Annotated in this window: 15 protein-coding genes; 9 read left to right on the top strand and 6 right to left on the bottom strand. The window is 68.9% G+C overall.

The annotated features are described in order from the left end of the window. Positions 1-222: 222 nt before the first annotated feature. The gene (locus VGV60_17450; GenBank protein ID HEV8703059.1) at positions 223-1,617 is read right to left on the bottom strand and encodes a hypothetical protein; all 1,395 of its coding nucleotides are present in this window, start codon (positions 1,615-1,617) and stop codon (positions 223-225) included. 166 nt (positions 1,618-1,783) lie between these two features. Between VGV60_17450 and VGV60_17445 the strand changes: the two genes are divergently transcribed. The 3 genes from VGV60_17445 to VGV60_17435 all read left to right on the top strand — a co-directional run bounded on the left by VGV60_17445 (position 1,784) and on the right by VGV60_17435 (position 4,146). Further along, on the top strand, positions 1,784-2,437 hold the full coding sequence (locus VGV60_17445) for a Crp/Fnr family transcriptional regulator (protein ID HEV8703058.1): 654 nt from the start codon (positions 1,784-1,786) through the stop codon (positions 2,435-2,437). Positions 2,438-2,546: 109 nt separating this feature from the next. Continuing rightward, positions 2,547-3,272, top strand: a complete 726-nt coding sequence (locus VGV60_17440) for an OmpA family protein (protein HEV8703057.1) — start codon at positions 2,547-2,549, stop codon at positions 3,270-3,272. Positions 3,273-3,435: 163 nt separating this feature from the next. Further along, positions 3,436-4,146, top strand: a complete 711-nt coding sequence (locus VGV60_17435) for a GNAT family N-acetyltransferase (GenBank protein ID HEV8703056.1) — start codon at positions 3,436-3,438, stop codon at positions 4,144-4,146. Positions 4,147-4,149: 3 nt separating this feature from the next. Here the strand turns inward: VGV60_17435 and VGV60_17430 are convergent, their stop codons facing one another. The 5 genes from VGV60_17430 to VGV60_17410 are packed head-to-tail and all read right to left on the bottom strand — an operon-like array spanning position 4,150 to position 8,197. Continuing rightward, positions 4,150-4,722, bottom strand: coding sequence for a GNAT family N-acetyltransferase (locus VGV60_17430; protein ID HEV8703055.1), 573 nt, complete (start codon positions 4,720-4,722; stop codon positions 4,150-4,152). A gap of 5 nt (positions 4,723-4,727) precedes the next feature. Then, entirely contained in the window at positions 4,728-5,993 is a 1,266-nt protein-coding gene (locus VGV60_17425; GenBank protein HEV8703054.1) for an aldo/keto reductase, read from the bottom strand. Continuing rightward, entirely contained in the window at positions 5,957-6,391 is a 435-nt protein-coding gene (locus VGV60_17420; protein ID HEV8703053.1) for a hypothetical protein, read from the bottom strand. Before VGV60_17420 ends, VGV60_17425 begins: the two co-directional genes overlap by 37 nt. Before the next feature lie 55 nt (positions 6,392-6,446). Next, the gene (locus VGV60_17415; protein ID HEV8703052.1) at positions 6,447-7,274 is read right to left on the bottom strand and encodes a hypothetical protein; all 828 of its coding nucleotides are present in this window, start codon (positions 7,272-7,274) and stop codon (positions 6,447-6,449) included. After that, entirely contained in the window at positions 7,271-8,197 is a 927-nt protein-coding gene (locus VGV60_17410) for a hypothetical protein (GenBank protein HEV8703051.1), read from the bottom strand. The genes VGV60_17415 and VGV60_17410 overlap by 4 nt, the downstream gene beginning before the upstream one ends. Before the next feature lie 258 nt (positions 8,198-8,455). Here VGV60_17410 and VGV60_17405 point away from each other — a divergent pair, with 258 nt between their 5' ends. The 6 genes from VGV60_17405 to VGV60_17380 all read left to right on the top strand — a co-directional run bounded on the left by VGV60_17405 (position 8,456) and on the right by VGV60_17380 (position 16,268). After that, positions 8,456-9,259: a gamma-glutamyl-gamma-aminobutyrate hydrolase family protein gene (locus VGV60_17405; GenBank protein ID HEV8703050.1), complete on the top strand. Its 804-nt coding sequence runs from the start codon at positions 8,456-8,458 to the stop codon at positions 9,257-9,259. Positions 9,260-9,312: 53 nt separating this feature from the next. Next, entirely contained in the window at positions 9,313-9,828 is a 516-nt protein-coding gene (locus VGV60_17400; GenBank protein HEV8703049.1) for a PspC domain-containing protein, read from the top strand. Beyond that, positions 9,825-10,739, top strand: a complete 915-nt coding sequence (locus VGV60_17395) for a DUF5668 domain-containing protein (GenBank protein ID HEV8703048.1) — start codon at positions 9,825-9,827, stop codon at positions 10,737-10,739. Before VGV60_17400 ends, VGV60_17395 begins: the two co-directional genes overlap by 4 nt. Before the next feature lie 25 nt (positions 10,740-10,764). Continuing rightward, entirely contained in the window at positions 10,765-13,245 is a 2,481-nt protein-coding gene (locus VGV60_17390) for an erythromycin esterase family protein (protein HEV8703047.1), read from the top strand. 260 nt (positions 13,246-13,505) lie between these two features. Beyond that, the gene (locus tag VGV60_17385) at positions 13,506-14,954 is read left to right on the top strand and encodes a DEAD/DEAH box helicase (GenBank protein ID HEV8703046.1); all 1,449 of its coding nucleotides are present in this window, start codon (positions 13,506-13,508) and stop codon (positions 14,952-14,954) included. A 270-nt stretch (positions 14,955-15,224) separates the two neighbouring features. Beyond that, the gene (locus tag VGV60_17380; GenBank protein HEV8703045.1) at positions 15,225-16,268 is read left to right on the top strand and encodes an MBL fold metallo-hydrolase; all 1,044 of its coding nucleotides are present in this window, start codon (positions 15,225-15,227) and stop codon (positions 16,266-16,268) included. Positions 16,269-16,298: the final 30 nt, after the last annotated feature.

Here is a 16,298-nt window from a genome sequence, read left to right as displayed (position 1 = left end):
GGTGTTCCCTCGGTTTCTCCAGAGCCCCGGCCAGAACGGGGTTCCTGCGACTGTTCATGGGACCCCCGGCTCTGGGAGAGGGTCGACCCCAGGCGATGCCCGCACGGGGCACGCCTCCACGTTTCGCTTGACAGACTCGCACAGGACAAGAAGGCCTGCCATCCGGCCACGGCTGAATCGGTGGGTCGGAATCCCTGACGGCAATTGCGGGTGACGGTACGCTTATCGGCCGCGGCTGTCGCGCGCCAGAGAAGCCGGCCGCTCCGGGCTGTGAAACAGCACGTAGAAGAGATTGTGCTGGAATGCGTGATCTCCCGGGAGGAATCCGTGGGTTTCGCAGAAGAAGAAGGTCGAGGCGAATGGCCTGCTGCCGGCGCTCCAGTCGGCGGCGCCGTAGTCTCCGGCGTCGATTCCCAGGAGCGACCCCACCGTGACCGTTCCGTCCCCGGGGACCAGCATCGACTTAGCGAGCTGCGGGGCCTCGGGATCGGGGGTCCTCTCGTCGTCGAACAGGATCAGGGAGCCGGTCTCCGTCCGCTTCAAGATCGCCCGGTCGAGGGTCGGGATACAGTCCGATCCGAACAGGTGGACCGGGACCGCCGCTGGGCCCTCGGCGGCCGACGCGAGCGCCTCATGGAGGGCGCGGGCCCGATCGAGGGCCGCCTGCAGGAAGCGCCTTCGCGGTGCCTCGGAGGATCCTTCTGGCGGCGACCTGAAGACCGACCAGCCATTGCGCACCCAGTTGTTGGCGTCGTAGAGGTCGAGGTCCACGGGGTCGCCGTCCGGGTCGACGATATGCACCCGGCGGTCGCTCGGCAGGAGCTGGTAGAGCGAAGGCAGCGTGAAGACGACCGCGGGCGACATGGTTCTCGAGAAGCCGAAGTTCAGGGTCCGGAAGGCCACCATCGTGCCCCGCAGCGGAGTACCGATCAGGATCATGCGGCCGATGTTCGGCGCCCCTGCATCCATCGCCGTGTAGGGCCCGCCCCGGCCGAGCACGTCCGTCGTGCCGAATCCGAGGTAGTACTGCGCCACCAGGCCCCCCATGCTGTGCGCCACGATGTCGAAGCGGATGTCGGGGGCGTGCAGCCGGTCCTTGATGCGTTCGATGGCCCGCCCGAGACCGGCGGCCGACTCGACGATGTCCCGGCGCCAGTCATAGTTGTAGACGAACAGCGTATCGTGCGGACCCGGGTTGTCGATGTCCCCCTGCCGGTATCCTCCGACGTCCCGCAGGGCATTCAGGATGGCGCCGTAGAACTTGACGCCCACGACGCTTTCCACGATGGCAAAGGGGACAAGGTCGTCGCGGTTCCGGGAGAGATCCGGGCTGTCGATCGGCAGATCGAGGCCATCGGTCCTGCCCCGTCTGATGGAATTCAGGTAGCCGCCCCAGACCACCTCGTCCGTACGGGCGTTTCGCAGCTTCGATCCGAGGAACCCGTGGATCAGGATGACCGGGTTGCGCTGCGGACGGGCGGCCGACGGCTGGTGGATCTCGGCCAGGTTGAGCTTCCTGAACACGGCGCACCCCGTCAGCGCACCGGTGGAGAGGAGCGCGAGAAGCAGAGTCGCGGTCCAGGTGAAACGCCGGGCGTGGCGGAGGTTCGAAATCACCGTGATACCCTCCCATAAGAAGCGGAGGCGCTCTATCCGGCAGCAACTGAATCAGGTGGTGAGAATCCCTGACAGGTCGGAAGGCCCCTGAGCCGAAGATCAGGAGGGTCCTGACTGCGCAGGCGAGTCTGATCGGTTCTAATGGTCAGCCGGTTGGAGGGCGCAGATGAAACCGAGCGCAGCGCTGCCATTCGATCCCAAGGTGTTTCTGGCCAAGGTCGGCGACGGAAAGACGATCAGCGCCTACCACAGGAACCAGGTGGTGTTCTCGCAGGGGGACGCGGCGGACGCCGTCTTCCATATCCAGAAGGGCAGGGTCAAGCTCACGGTCGTCTCCGAGCACGGCAAGGAGGCGGTCATCGCCATCCTTGGCGCCGGCGACTTCTTTGGAGAAGGATGCCTTGGGGGCCAGCGCCTGCGCATGGCGACCTCCACCACCATTTCCGAGTGCTCGATCGTGCGGCTGGAGAAAGCGGGCACGATCCGTGTGCTCCACGACGAGCCGATCTTTTCCGAGCTGTTCCTCGCTTACCTGCTCTCCCGGAACATCCGGCTCGAGGAAGACCTGGTGGATCAGCTGTTCAACTCAAGCGAGAAGCGGCTGGCCCGGGTTCTGCTCCTGCTGGCCAACTTCGGGAAGGAAAGCAAGACGGAGCCGGTCATTCCGAAGATCAGCCAGGAGACGCTGGCGAAGATCGTCGGCACCACGCGCTCGAGAGTCAGCTTCTTCATGAACAAATTCCGCAAGCTGGGCCTCATCGACTACGGCGCCGGGCTGGAGGTTCACAGCTCGCTGCTGAATGTCGTCCTGCACGACTGAAATTCGGCGACTCTGAGCAATCTTGCACAGATCTCGAAGGATGCCTCTGTTAGCGTGGCAGCTGGAGGTGACACACATGTCACGAATACTCAAGGCATCAACGCTCTTCATGGCCATGCTCGTCGCGCTCGCCCTCACAGGATCGATTCTGGCAACCGGCACGGGGTCCCTCGACACCCGCAGCGACGCAAGGTGGTCCTCGGCAGCCACGATCGAGGATGCTCAGGCCATTCTGGAGCAGAATCGGTACCTCGCGCCCGGCAGCTACGACAAGGGTGAACTGGACCAGCCGACCATCAGCGCGATCAGCCGTTTCCAGGCTGCCCACACGCTGAGCCAGACCGGCCTGCTCAACTTCGACACGACGGCCGAGCTGTGGTCGCACCGCATCGCCCCGCAGTCAGCCATCGCGACTTCCTTCGTGACGAGCCCGACCTACACCTATATGCCGGCCACGATCTACAGGCCGACCTCGGAAATGCTGTTCGTCGAGAACAAGCCGCTGATCTTGACGGGGGTCGAATTCGACATCGACAAGGCGACGCTGAGACCGGAGTCGCGGACCACCCTCGACCAGGTCGCCGCGTCCCTGAAGAACTGGCCCGACGTCATGGTCGAGATCCAGGGCCACACCTCCGAGCCCGGCACCGCGATTCACAACATGGAGCTGTCCCAGCGCAGGGCGGCAGCCGTGATGGCCTACTTCGTCGCGGAGGGCATCGACGCATCCCGCCTCGTGGCCAACGGTTACGGACAGACACGATTCATCGCGAACAACGACACCCCGGAAGGCAGGCAGGAAAACCGGAGAGTCGAGCTGCACGAAATCCGCTAGCACTCTGTCGGGACATCAAGCTCCCCTCGCGGCTGGTCCATGCAACCGGACCAGCCGCCGAGGGGAGTCGTACGTTTGCCACAGGTCTCGGGATTGTTCCGGCCGAGGATGCATGGATTCCCCTGATTGCCGGAACCGGATGAACGACCTATAACCTCGTGTCATGAGCGTGGGAACCGCTGTCGAAAAAATCCGCCACAGCGTCGCGACGATCGGGCCCGCTCACACCCTGCACGACCTGGCCCTGAGGGCCGCCAACAGGATCGTGGTGTTGAAGATCCTCAAGGGGATGACGGCCGAGCGCGTCGAGCGCTCGTACGTGACCTGTCCCGAGCCCTACCGCCCGATGTTCCTCGACGAAAAAATGCTCCGGGCGTTTGGCCGGGATCCGGAAAACGGCTTGCCCGAGAGCTTCCTCGCGGAGGCCCTCTCGGAACGACACGAATGCTTCGGCTTCCTCGCCGGTGAAACCCTGGCCGCCTACGGCTGGTACTCCAGAAGGCCCACCCGGATCGATCCGCCGGACCTCGTGCTGGACCCCGGCGACCGATACATCTACATGTACAGGGGGTTCACGCATCCCCGGCATCGCGGACGGCGACTGCATGCGATCGGCATGACCATGGCCCTGCAGCATTACCTGGCCAGGGGTTACAAGGGGCTCGTTTCGTACGTCGAGTCCAACAACTTCAGCTCGCTCAACTCGGTCACGCGGATGGGCTACGAGATATTCGGCTCGGTCTACGTGCTGAGGGTCTTCGGGATCCATCTCACGCACGCCAGCGCGGAGTGGGAGGCGCATGGCGTCCGGATCGAACCGGCGGAACGCGACTCCCTGTCACGCGCCGGAGCGCTCGTCCGAGGTTCGCCGTGAGGGTCAGCCCAGGCTGCGGCGCATGAACGGACGCGTCGGAGAGCGGCGCGCCACCTCGGTGAACCCGGCCCGACGAAACGCGGCCGGAAGTCCGGTCCAGGCGAAGGCGTCCGGCAGGCGCCCGCTGCGCGCCTCGACCGGGTAGCCCTCGAGGATGCTTGCCCCGAGGCGCCTGGCGTGCGACGCGGCGGCGCGCAGCAGCTCGACCGAGAGTCCCCGCCGCCTCTCCGGCCTGAGGACGAACAGGCAGGTCACCGACCAGACCGGCCGGTCGTCGACGCGCGCCAGGGTCCGCGACCGTTCCAGGACCGGGTACGACTCGCGCGGCCCGACGGCGCACCAGCCGACCGGACGCCCGTCGCGGTAGGCGAGGATGCCGGGCGGCACGCCGGAGCCGGCCAGCCGTTTGAAGGCCCTCCGGTTTCCCGCCCCCTTCTTCTTCTGGAATTCCGAGCGCGTCAGCCGCCAGTACATGCACCAGCAGCCGCCGCAGGCGCCCCGCTCGCCGAACAGCCTTTCGAGATCGTTCCAGCGCGCGGGAGTCAGCGGACGAAACTCGGTGCGGGCCCGGGGCATCGGGATCAGCCGCGGGGGGCCAGCCTGTCGTGCGCCCGCAGCAGGAGCGTCCGGATCGGCAGGTCGTAGTCGCAGGCCTGCTCGCAGAAGCCGCTGCAGTGGAGGCAGTGGGCGGCGCGCTCGGACTCCACGAGGCGGGCGTACGACTCGAGTCCGCGGTTCTCCTGCTTGTATTCGTGGTAGTACATGGAGAAGCGCAGGATGTCGGCGATGCGGACTCTTTCGGGACACTCCGGCAGGCAGGCGCCGTCGTACCGGCAGACCTCGGTGGAGAAGGCGGCTTCGTACTCCTGCAGGATGTCGCGATCGGCCCGCCGCAGCGGCTGGCGCGAGGCGGGCACGTACTCGTCGATCTGGCGCGCGCTGTTGATCGAGATGATCAGGTTCGAGACCCTGGCGTTCGACAGCACCCACTTGAGCGCCGCCTGCTTGAACGTCGTGTAGCGGTCCTTGAACCGGTCGAGGTCCGCCCCCTTGGCGCCCGCCAGCGTCTTCATGGCGATGAAGCCGACCCCCTTCGCGTGCGCCTTGTCGATCAGCCGGTCCTGCTCGGGGTAGTCCAGGAAGGAATAACGGCACAGGAGGACGTCGAAGAGCCCCGAGTCGACGGCGTAGTGCATCACCCCCATCAGGTCCGGGTCGTGGCCACTGGCCCCGAGGAAGCGCGCCTTGCCGGCCTTGCGGGCGGTCTCCCAGGCCTCGAGCATCTCCGGGTTCTTCAGGCGCTCGAGGCCGATGCCGTCCGAGTTCTTCCCGACTTCGTGGTTGAGGACGATGTCGACGTGGTCGGTCTGCAGCCGCTTCAGGCTCTGGTCGAGCATGTCCAGGAAGACCTGCTTCTTCGCCGGCTGGCCGATATGGTGCGGGCACCACTTGGTCGTCAGGATGACGCGGTCGCGGCGCCCCTTGAGCCCCGCGCCGACCGTCGTCTCGCTCCGGCCGCCGCGGTAGCAGTGCGCCGTGTCGAAGTAGTTGATGCCGCGGTCGATGGCGTGGCCGATGACCGCCGGGTCGTCGATCGGGTAGCCGCCGAAGCCGATCTCGGAGACCTTCAGGCCGGTGCGGCCCAGCGTGCGATATCCCATCGCGTCGTCGGGTGTCGGGGCGGCGGGCGGGGCGGGCGACGTCGATGTTCCAGCGGCGGGGGCCGGCGTTCCGGCCGGAGCCGGGACGCTCGAGGGCGCGGCCGCGATCGCGCCGGCGACCAGCGCCCCGCCGGCGGCCGTGGTCTGCTTCAGAAACCGGCGACGGCTGAATCCCGATCCGGCCAACGTCTTCTCCTCGAAAGGCAGGCCAGCAGAAACAGGAAGTACACCAGGACGTACAGCTTGTTAGTGAACCACAGCAGCCGCCAGAAGGAAAGGTCGGGATGCCTGAAGAAGAGCGCCAGCTTGGCGGCGACGATGACGACCTCGATGGCCGCCACCCCCAGGCCTGCGTTCCGGGCGAGAGGGTGGCGGCGCCACAGGAGCCAGGCGAGAGCCAGGTGCGCCACCCACCAGAAGTCCCACATGACCGGCACCCGCTCGAGCGGCCGGCCGGCGGCGCGCTCGGAGACGAAGTAAAGGGCCGGCGCCAGGTACTTGATGACCAGCGTCCAGGTCACCATGACGACGAGGCCGAACACGGCGGGCGTCACCCAGCCGTCCGCGGCGCCCGGGCGCGTCATGAGGAGGCCACACGGCGGGCGCTCATCATGCCGGAGTCCCCCGGGCGGGCGCGGCTCACGCGCGGCGACCACGCCGCTGCGTCAGATGGGCGCCGACGGAGACGACCCCCGCGGCCAGGACCGCGCTCATGCTGCGGAGCAGGTAGAACGCCGGCTCGCTGGAGGTGAAATTGGCCGCCGGGAAGTGGACGCTGTACCAGTCGTTGAGGACGAAGGCCTCGAAGTACAGGAGCAGGCCGCGATAGATCCCGGCCGCGGCGATTCCGGCGCCCGACATGAAGATCAGCGCGAAGGAGACCTCCCGGCTGGCGGTCGTCAGAAAGGCGGCGAGGACGTAGTGCGGATCGGGGACCTCGAGGCCGGGCACGATGAGCGGCGCGGCGAGCAGGACTCCCGACGCGCAGGACAAGAGCAGGGCCACCGGCCGCGGGACCGCTTCCGCCCAGGCGCTGAGGAGCGTTCCCCGCAGCGTCCACTCCCAGCCGAGCGTCGCGACGAGAAGGCAGAGCGGCAGGCTCCAGAGGAGCGTCCGGGCGGGATGGCCGCTGAACCCCTGGTCGCCGAACGTGAAGGTGAGCCAGCCGAGCAGGTGTCCGACGCCGAGAAAGGAGAGGTCGGCCAGCAGGGCCAGGAGGAACCACGGAGCGAGGCGGAGCACGGCCCACGCGCCCCGGCGCCGGCCGCCCGGCGCGCCGCGGGGCCCGGAGACACCGGGGGACCGCAAGAACACGAACGAGGCGAGCAGGGCCGCCGCCACCGGAAGGCCCCAGGTCATCGCCGCGCGGTAGGCCCCCTGGCCGCCGAACAGTCCCGGCACGCCCGGGATCAGGAACGGCAGCGGCAGGGAGGCGAGCAGGAGCGTGAGCTTGAGCGGCCTGGTCAAGCCGGCGGGACGCGGTAGATGGCCACCGTGCCGGTCATCCGGGCGCCGAGCCCCATCTGCGCCGGGTTGGCGACGGTCATCGTGGCCGACTCGTTGACCCGGCAGCGGAAGTGGTGCAACGGCTTCTCGGGCTGCGGATCGCAGGCGGTCCCCTCCCAGGCGACCGTCACGCCCTGGGTGATGCGGGCGGCCGATTTCATGTCGACCGTCACCTCGTACTCGCCCGGCTCGAGCTTGAAGGCGCGGCGCGCGCCGTCGGCCAGCGCCAGCGGCTCGGAGACGATGCGCTCGACGACCTCCACCGGGGCGACACCGAAAACCTGATCGGCCGCCGCGCGCAGGCTGGCGCGTCCGACCGCCACCGGCTTCGCGACGCCCCCCTCGATGACGACGACGGACGGATCGGACGAGGTGATGTCGAGCGGCACGTCCTGCATCTCGACGCCATTGCCGAGGACGCGCGCCTGGAGCCGCTCCGGCTTGCTGCCGAGCACGAGCCGGAGGTCCTGCGGCAAGGCGATCTCGGTCGGCAGGCGGCACTTGATGGCCAGCGTCTGGGCGACACCCCCTCCGCCGGCCGCGCCGCCGACGGCCGCGGTCCCGGCCTGACCCTCGGGGGCGAGGGTCAGCGCGGCGTCGCCGGTTTTCAGGCAGCGGAGCGTGCCGGTCGGCGAGACCTCCAGCACGTCGGCGGGGGATGCCGAGTAGGTCACGCCCTTCCCGGCGATCGGCTGGTCTTTCTTGTTCACAACCGCGGCCCTGAGCTCGACCGTATTGCCGCTCACGATCACGGGCGGCGGGGCGTTGAAGGTGATCTTCGCCGGCGTCTTGTCGGCGCAGGCGGTCACGAACAGCGCCACGAGCGGGAGCGTCAGGCTGAATCCCAAAAGGCCGGAGCGGTTCGAGCGGACGTGATGGCGCATCGCGGACCTCCTTGAAGCGGTCGACCTGGAAGCGGACATCCTTCGAACGAAGCGGTCCCCTTGAGAGCGCGGGGCGCACGACGAGGGATGGTAGCAGACACGGGGGCGTCCGGTGCCCCCGGAGTGAGGTCCGAATCTGGTAGAGTACGGTCCATGAGGAGGGGCGGCGCCGGGAGCGTGCGCGCTGTCGGGGCCGGCGGTTCCCGCCGGAGCCGGGCGCGGAGCTCGCCGCCGGCCGGAACGACCGGCCCGCGACCAATGGCGGCGCGCGGCAGCCCTCCCCCCTTCCTGCAGTCGCTGCCGCGCCTCCTGATCGTCCGGACCGGCTCGACGGCCATCGACGTGCAGAGGCGCCACGGCGATTACGACCGCTGGTTTCGCGACGCCCTGGCGGAGCACGACCTGGCGTTCGATCTCTGCGACGCCACGCGCGCCGCCATACCGGACACGTCGGCCCACGTCGGGGTCATCGTCACCGGGTCGGTGAAATCGGTCGTGAGCCCCGAGCCGTGGATGGAAGGGCTCGCGACGTTCCTGCGGCGGGCCGAGCACGCGGGGGTGCCGGTCCTCGCCGTCTGCTTCGGGTGCCAGGCATTGGCCTCGGCGCGCGGCGGGCGGGTCGTGCGGAGCCCGTCGGGATGGGAGATCGGCGCCGCCGAGGTGGACCTGACGGGGGAGGGCCGGCTCGATCGGCTCTTCGAGGGGCTGCCGTGGCCGCTTCCGGTCCTGGCGACCCACGAGGACCGGGTCGAGTCGCTGCCCCAGGGGGCGGTCCTTCTCGCGGGGAACGACAGCGCCCCCATCCAGGCGTTCCGCATCGGCGAGAGCGTCTGGGGCGTGCAGTTCCATCCGGAGGCGACGACCGCGATCCTGCGCGAGCTCATCCTGCTGCGGCGCGACGCGCTCGAGGCAGGCGCGCGGGACCGCGGCCGCGCGGGGGCCGGCTATGTCGAGGCGCTGCTCGGCAGGCTCGAGGGGTTCGATCCCAGGCCGGCGCGGCGCCTGCTCGACAACTTCGTGCGCATTTGCTTGAGCGAGCGGGAACCGGGCCGGACGATGTGAGGCTGCCGCCTCGCCGCCCAGGCCGGCGGCCGGGTGCTTTGGGGAGGTGAGGCATGACTCGACGCCTGACGCGTGACACGAAGAACGCCGTCCTGGGGGGTGTGTGCGCCGGGTTCGCGAGCTATTTCAGCGTCGATCCCGTGCTGATTCGGCTGGCGTTCATCCTGCTGGTGGTCCTGAACGGATTCGGGCTCGTGGCCTATGTCGTCGGCTGGGTGATCATGCCGCGCGCCGAGCGGGGCGACGGCTCCGCGTCGTCCACGGCGTCCGGAGCTCCGGGCGCGCCGCCGGTCACGGACCCGGCCGGGCGGATCGTCGAGTCGGTCCGGCAGGCCGGCGAGAAGGTGGCGGACGGGTTCCAGCGGATCCCCGATGAGAAGCGTCGGGGAAGCGCCATCGCCGGCGGGGTGCTCATCGTTCTTGGAACGATTTTCCTCCTGGACCGTATGTCCTGGTGGCACTGGCCGTACTGGGCCCGGTTCTCGAATCTCTGGCCGATCATTCTGATCGCCGTCGGCGCGTCCCTCATCTTCGAGGCGGCCCGCGGGCGGGGCGGGAAGTCATCGTGAGCGACAGGGACGGCGCAGCGGAAGACACCGGGCGCGATCGCGGCGTCCGTTGGACGCGTGTCTCCCGGGGGTTCTACCTCCTCGGATTCGGGACGTTCCTGCTCCTCACGACCCAGGGCATCCTGCCGGTGTCGTTCTGGGGAAGCGTGCTGGCGTACTGGCCGGTCCTCCTGGTCGCCATCGGCATCAGGCTCCTGTTCCAGCACAGCCCCGCGCCCGGGCTCGTCCTCCTCGGACCGGTGCTGGTCCTGGGAACGCTCATGTACGTGGCGATGCGCGAGCCGGGGCGCGACGACGACGCGAGCGACTGGGTGCCGGTCCGAGCCGAAGGGCCGTCCGGCGTTTCGGACCTCACCCTCGAGGGGGAGCTCGCCATGGCGAAGGTGGACGTCACGTCGCGTCGCCTGGCGCGCGGCGTGCTCGCCGAGGGGCGGGCGACCGAATCGGGCCGCCAGTCGGTGCGGGTGGAAGAGGACCGCGAGGCCGGCCGGGTGCGACTCACCAACCAGTGGCACGACGGGGTGAACCTGGCCTTCCCGGGGCATGGCGCGCGCTGCGAGCTGGGGGTCACGGCGGCCGCGCCGGTCAGCATCGATTTCGACCTGGCGTTCACCACGACACGGATCGACGCGGCCGCCGGCCCCGTGAAGAGGTCCCGCGTCGATGGGGCGTTCAACGACATGACGCTGCGCCTCGGCGAGCCGACCGAGGATGTCAACCTGGATTTCAAGGGGGCCTTCAACCATTTCGTCATCGAGGTGCCCGCCACGACGCCGGTGCGGGTGTCGAGCGACGGGTTCCTGAACCTGACGAACGGACGGCGCCGGAACAGGCGGCCGCCGTCCGGGAGCCCCGGTTACCGCGTCGACGTCGAGGGGGCGTTCAACCGCCTCGTCGTCCGATCGTGGTGATTCAGGGCCCAGGCAGGATGAGCGAATGAAATCGTGGGCAGTGGCCGCATCTCTTCTGCTGTCTTTTGGCACGACCGTCGGGGCGGGGGACGACCCGACCGTGCCCGTGACCGGCGTGCGGGACGCCCCGGCCGTGCCCGGAGCCGTGCAGGGTCTTGTCCGTGGGGCCGACGGCGGCGTCGTGAGCGAGGCGCTGGTTGCCGCGATCCTGTACGGGGCCGAACGGACCGCGGGCCATGCGCGGTCCGGGGACGGCGGCCGCTTCCGGATCGAGAATCTGCCCGCCGGGACGTACGGTCTCACCGTGACCTCCCCGGGGCGTGCCGCGGCCTATCTCGGCGGCATCGACATCAAGGCGGAGCAGGTGACCGGGGACGTCGAGCTGTCGCTCGGAACGGGAGGGATCACCCTGTCGGGGCGGCTGCGGGACCCCGCGGGGAATCCAATCCGCGGAGGTGATGTCCTCGCGTGGCGGTACAGCGACCAGAAGGGGGACATCTTCCAGGTCGCCGCCACCCAGGACGGCAGGTTCGAGATCACGCTTCCGGAGGGGACCTACAGCCTCCTTGCCCAGTCAGGAGAATTGCGCTCGAAGTGGACGCCGGGAGGCATCAAGGAGGACGCCACGATGGATCTCGTGCTGCGTCCGGCCGCCACCGGCCCGGCTCCGCGGGCGGTGTCGGCGTGGCTGAAGCGAAACGCAGTCCCGATCGCGACACCCGAGGCCGGTCACGGCTTCGCCGACCTGCAGCCGCTCCGAAAGATGGTCGGCCAGGCGCGCATCGTCGCCCTGGGTGAGGCGACGCACGGCACCCGCGAGTTCTTTCAGCTCAAGCACCGGATGCTCGAGTTTCTCGCGACCGAGATGGGCTTCACGGTCTTCGCCATCGAGGCGAGCTTCCCCGACGCCCTCGCGGTGAACGACTACGTGCTCGAGGGGAAGGGAGACCCAGCCCAGGCGCTGGCGGGTCTCGGGTTCTGGACCTGGGACACCGAGGAGGTCCTCGAGATGATCCGCTGGATGCGGACGTACAACGAGGACTCCGCTCACAACACGAAACTCAAGTTCCTCGGTTTCGACATGCAGAACCCGGCGGCCTCCGTGGTGCGCCTGATCAGCTATTTGAAGAGGGTCGATCCGGAGCAGGCGGGGCCGGCGATCGAGCGGCTGGACCCGCTCGTCGGAAGGCCTTATGCGGGGGACTACGCGAAGGTGCCCGCGGAGGCTCGAAAAATGACCGCGGACTGGATCGACGCCACGCTTCTGCGCTTCTCCGAGCGGAAGGACGACTATGTTGCGAAGTCCTCCATGCGAGAGTGGGCTCTCGCGCAGCATCACGCCCGGCTGATCCACCAGGCGGAAGAGACGTTCGGCTCCCCAGCCGAAATGATTCGAGCGCGCGATCGCTCCATGGCAGAAAACGTGACCTGGATCCTGGACCACGAGCCCCGGGGAACGAAAGTCGTCCTCTGGGCCCACAACGGCCACGTCGCCGCCGATCCGGCTTCGGCGGACTGGGTCCCGATGGGCTCGCACCTGAGGCAGGCCTACGGCTCCTCCATGGTGGTCATCGGCTTTTCGTTCAATCAGGGGTCGTTTCGGGCGATGGACACTGGCAAAGGGCTTCATCCCTTCACCGTGGGGCCCGCCCCGGTGGAGAGCCTCGATGCGGCTCTCGCCACGGCGGGCATGCCGCTGCTGGCGCTGGATCTGAGGCGCCTGCCGGGGTCGGGTCCGGTGAAGGAGTGGTTCGAAACGTCCCGCCCGATGCGATCGATCGGGGCCGTCTTCAGCGAGGGTGAATCCTCGAGCTACCTCGGCGAAACGGACGTGATGGCCAATTACGATGCCATCCTGTTCGTGGACAAGACCACGTCCGCGAAACCCAACACTCCGATCCGTTACTCAGGGAGCGGGCAGACTGTCCGCGCAGCGGATCCGGCGCCCGTGGCACGCAACCTCGATCTCGAAATGGGCGAGGTCGGAAAAGCCCCCGAGGGCTGGACCGTTCCCAAGTCCTGCGAGGAGGGGGGCTATCGCGTGCTGCTGACCGAGGAGGGTCCCCGGCAAGGCACCCGCGCCGCCCGTCTCGACCGTGAAGGCGAGAGACGGAATGCGGTCCCGTTCGGCAATCTGATGCAGAGCATCGACGCCGCTCCCTATCGAGGCCGGCTGGTTCGCTTCCGTGCGGCCGTGCGCGCCGAAGTCGAGGGAGGGGGAAACCAGGCCCAGCTCTGGCTCCGGGTCGATCGGCCCGACGGTGCGATAGGTTTCTTCGACAACATGATGAACAGGCCGATCGTTTCGCCGGATTGGCAGGAGTACGAAATAGCCGGGGAGATCGCCGGGGACGCCGTGGCGTTGAATTTCGGCGTCCTTCTCGTCGGGAAAGGACGAGCCTGGATCGACGACGCGTCGCTGACCGCCGCCGTTGTGACCGGCGCGCCCGCCACCGCCACGCCGGCGAACAGGGCGCCCGTGCCCAGTGCGCCCGCGCCCAAGTAGGGCCTATCCGGGTTCATGCCCAACTTAAAGCTGGACATTGGGCTGCTGCGCATGTATCATTCCCCCGTTACTGAACCACGAGCAGGCAGTCTTCGCCTACCGGAGTCGACCCGCTCAGGAGCGGGTTCCAGCCTAAACCGCTAGAACCACAACGTTTCCCCAAGGTTCACGTACAGAGTCCGACGGCCGCATTGTGCCGCCGTCGCAGAATGCCAGACCGCCGCGCCACCATGGCCGGCGAAAGAAGGAGAGTCACAATCGTGACATTTTCAGAACTGGGCCTCGCGCCCGAAATCGCCCGCGCCGTGCTCGAAAAAGGGTACGAGGCTCCGACGCCGATCCAGGCGGGCACCATCCCCGGCGTCCTCAGCGGCAAGGACCTGATCGGCTGCGCCCAGACGGGCACCGGCAAGACCGCAGCATTCACCCTGCCGATCCTGCATCGCCTGCGCGCCGGAACGCGCGGCAGGCTGCGGGCGCTGATCCTGACCCCGACGCGCGAGCTCGCGCTGCAGATCGCCGATTCGCTCAAGGCCTACGGCCGCCACGTGCGGCTCGAAACCGCGGTCGTGCACGGCGGCGTCGGGCACCAGCCGCAGGAAGCGAAGCTCAGGCGCGGCGTCGACATCCTGGTGGCGACACCCGGGAGGCTGCTCGACCACATGGGGCGCGGCTACGTCGATTTCCGCGGGCTCGAAGTGCTGGTCCTGGACGAAGCGGACCGGATGCTCGACATGGGCTTCATCCGCGACGTGCGCCGCATTATCGCGGCCCTGCCGGCGCGCCGGCAGACCCTGATGTTCTCGGCGACCATGCCGGACGAGATCCGGAAGCTGTCGCGCGAGATCCTGCGCGAGCCCTTGAACGTCGAGGTGGCCCCGCGCCGCTCGGCCCCGGCCGCAGGCGTCCGCCAGACGCTCCTGCCGGTCGACACCAGCCGCAAGCGCGAGCTGATGGCCCACCTGCTCGAGACCGAGGCGCGCGGCCTGACCCTCGTGTTCACGCGCACCAAGCACGGCGCCAACAAGCTGGCCCGACACCTCGAAGGGCGCGGCCATTCCGTGGCGCTCCTGCACGGCAACCGCAGCCAGTCGCAGCGCAACCAGGCCCTCGCGGCCTTCAAAGGAAAGCGGGCGCGCGTGATGGTCGCGACCGACATCGCCGGCCGCGGCATCGACGTCGAAGGGATCGCCCACGTCGTCAATTACGATTTGCCCAATGTTCCCGAGGACTACGTGCACCGGATCGGGAGGACGGCGCGCGCCGGAGCCTCCGGCGATGCGTTGTCGCTGGTGTCTCCGGAAGATCACCCGCACGTGCGCGGGATCGAGACCCTGATCGGCGCCAAGATCGAACGCCGCGTCGTGCAGGGATTCGCGGAAACCAAGGCCGCCTCCCGGCCGATCGGCCAGGGGGCGCCGGCGTGGGCCCGACCCGTCAGCGGTCACTCCAGGCCCAAGGGCGCAGGGGCTCATCCCCGCCACATGGGATCCGTCGGCTCGGCCCGGCACATGGGTGCAGCCGGCCCGGCCAGGCCGATGAACCCGGGTGCTCCGGTCAGGTCGATTGGTCCGGTTGCTCCGGCCAGGCAGCCGGCACCGGTCGCCCGCCCCGTCTTCTCGAACGCGTCCGCGCCACCGGCGGGCGGATCCGACTCGACCTCCCGTGGCAGTCATGCCTGGAGAGGCAGGGGCTTCCGGCGCCACTGAGTCCCCGGTAGCGAATTCACCGAGCCGCCACGAGGAGAACGGTTCTCGTGGCGGCCTCGGGCCTCCCTCTCGGACAGCCCCCGGTCCCGCCTGCACAACCCGGATATTCATGCGGCGTGAGCCCGCGCGATCCGCTCGGGCCAGTCAGGCGATTCCATGCGTCGATCGAGGCGGGACATGCTACCGAGCCTATGATAGGCGCTGCGACGCGGGTCTCCGAGGCCACTTCGGGGCACGCGGGCCGCGGCACGCAGTTCGAGGAGGGACCCGATGGGTGAGCCTGGAAGATCGCTCGCAATGCGACGGCTGACGCTCGCCGGCGTGACCTTCATCTCGATGCTCGCAGCGCTTGGACGGGTCGCTGCCCCGGGGCACGCGGCGCCGCCGGGTCAGAGCGCGTCGATGGCGAAATCGAGCGACGGCCCCTTCCGGATCACCCTCCTGGGGACGGGGAACCCCCGGCCGACGGCGGAGAGGTTCGGGCCGAGCAGCCTGGTCGAGGCGGGGCGGCACCGGGTGCTGGTGGACGCGGGGCGGGGGGCGACAATCCGGCTGTTTCAGGCGGGAGGGCGCGAGCTGCTGAGCGGCATCGACCTGGTCCTGCTGACGCACCTCCACTCGGACCACACGGTCGGGCTGCCGGACGTGTGGCTGACCGGCTGGCTCTTCGGACGGGAGCGGCCGCTGCCGGTCTTCGGCCCGCCGGGAACCGAGTCCATGGCGAAGCATCTCGTGCGCGCCTACGAGTTCGATGTCGCCAACCGGCGGGACGAAGGGGAAAGGCTGCCGGCCGAAGGATCCGGCCTGCCGGGCACGGACATCGCCATCGAGCAGGAGGGGGCCGGGGCACGGGTGATCTTCGCCCGCGACGGGCTGAGGATCCTGGCGTTCCCGGTGGACCACGGGCCCCACACACCCGCCTTCGGGTACCGCTTCGAGTACGAAGGGCGCTCGGCGGTCTTCTCCGGCGACTGCCGGCCGACGCCGGGTCTCATCGTGCAGGCGCACCGGGCCGACGTCCTGGTGCACGAGGTCGTCAGCCCGGCGCTCGAGAGGCGCCGCGCCCTGATCGCCGATCCCGCGGCGCTCGAGGGGATCATCGCCCGCCACACCACTCCCGAGGAGGCCGGCCGGATCTTCGCCCTGGCCCGGCCGCGGCTGGCCGTCTACACGCACATCGTCCCCTCGGTGGCGACCGCCGCCGACCTCGTGCCGGCGACCCGCAGGGAATACCGGGGACGCCTGGCGGTCGGGCACGATCTGATGTCGATCACGATCGGCAAGACGATCACCCTGGGGACCCGCGGGCGATAGGGGGAGAGCGGGGGCGGGACACCTCCCCGG

It is taken from the genome of Candidatus Polarisedimenticolia bacterium (assembly GCA_036001465.1).
GTDB lineage: Bacteria > Acidobacteriota > Polarisedimenticolia > Gp22-AA2 > Gp22-AA2 > Gp22-AA3.
Note: the sequence above shows the minus strand (reverse complement) of the source record. Positions and strands in the feature narration are given on the sequence as shown.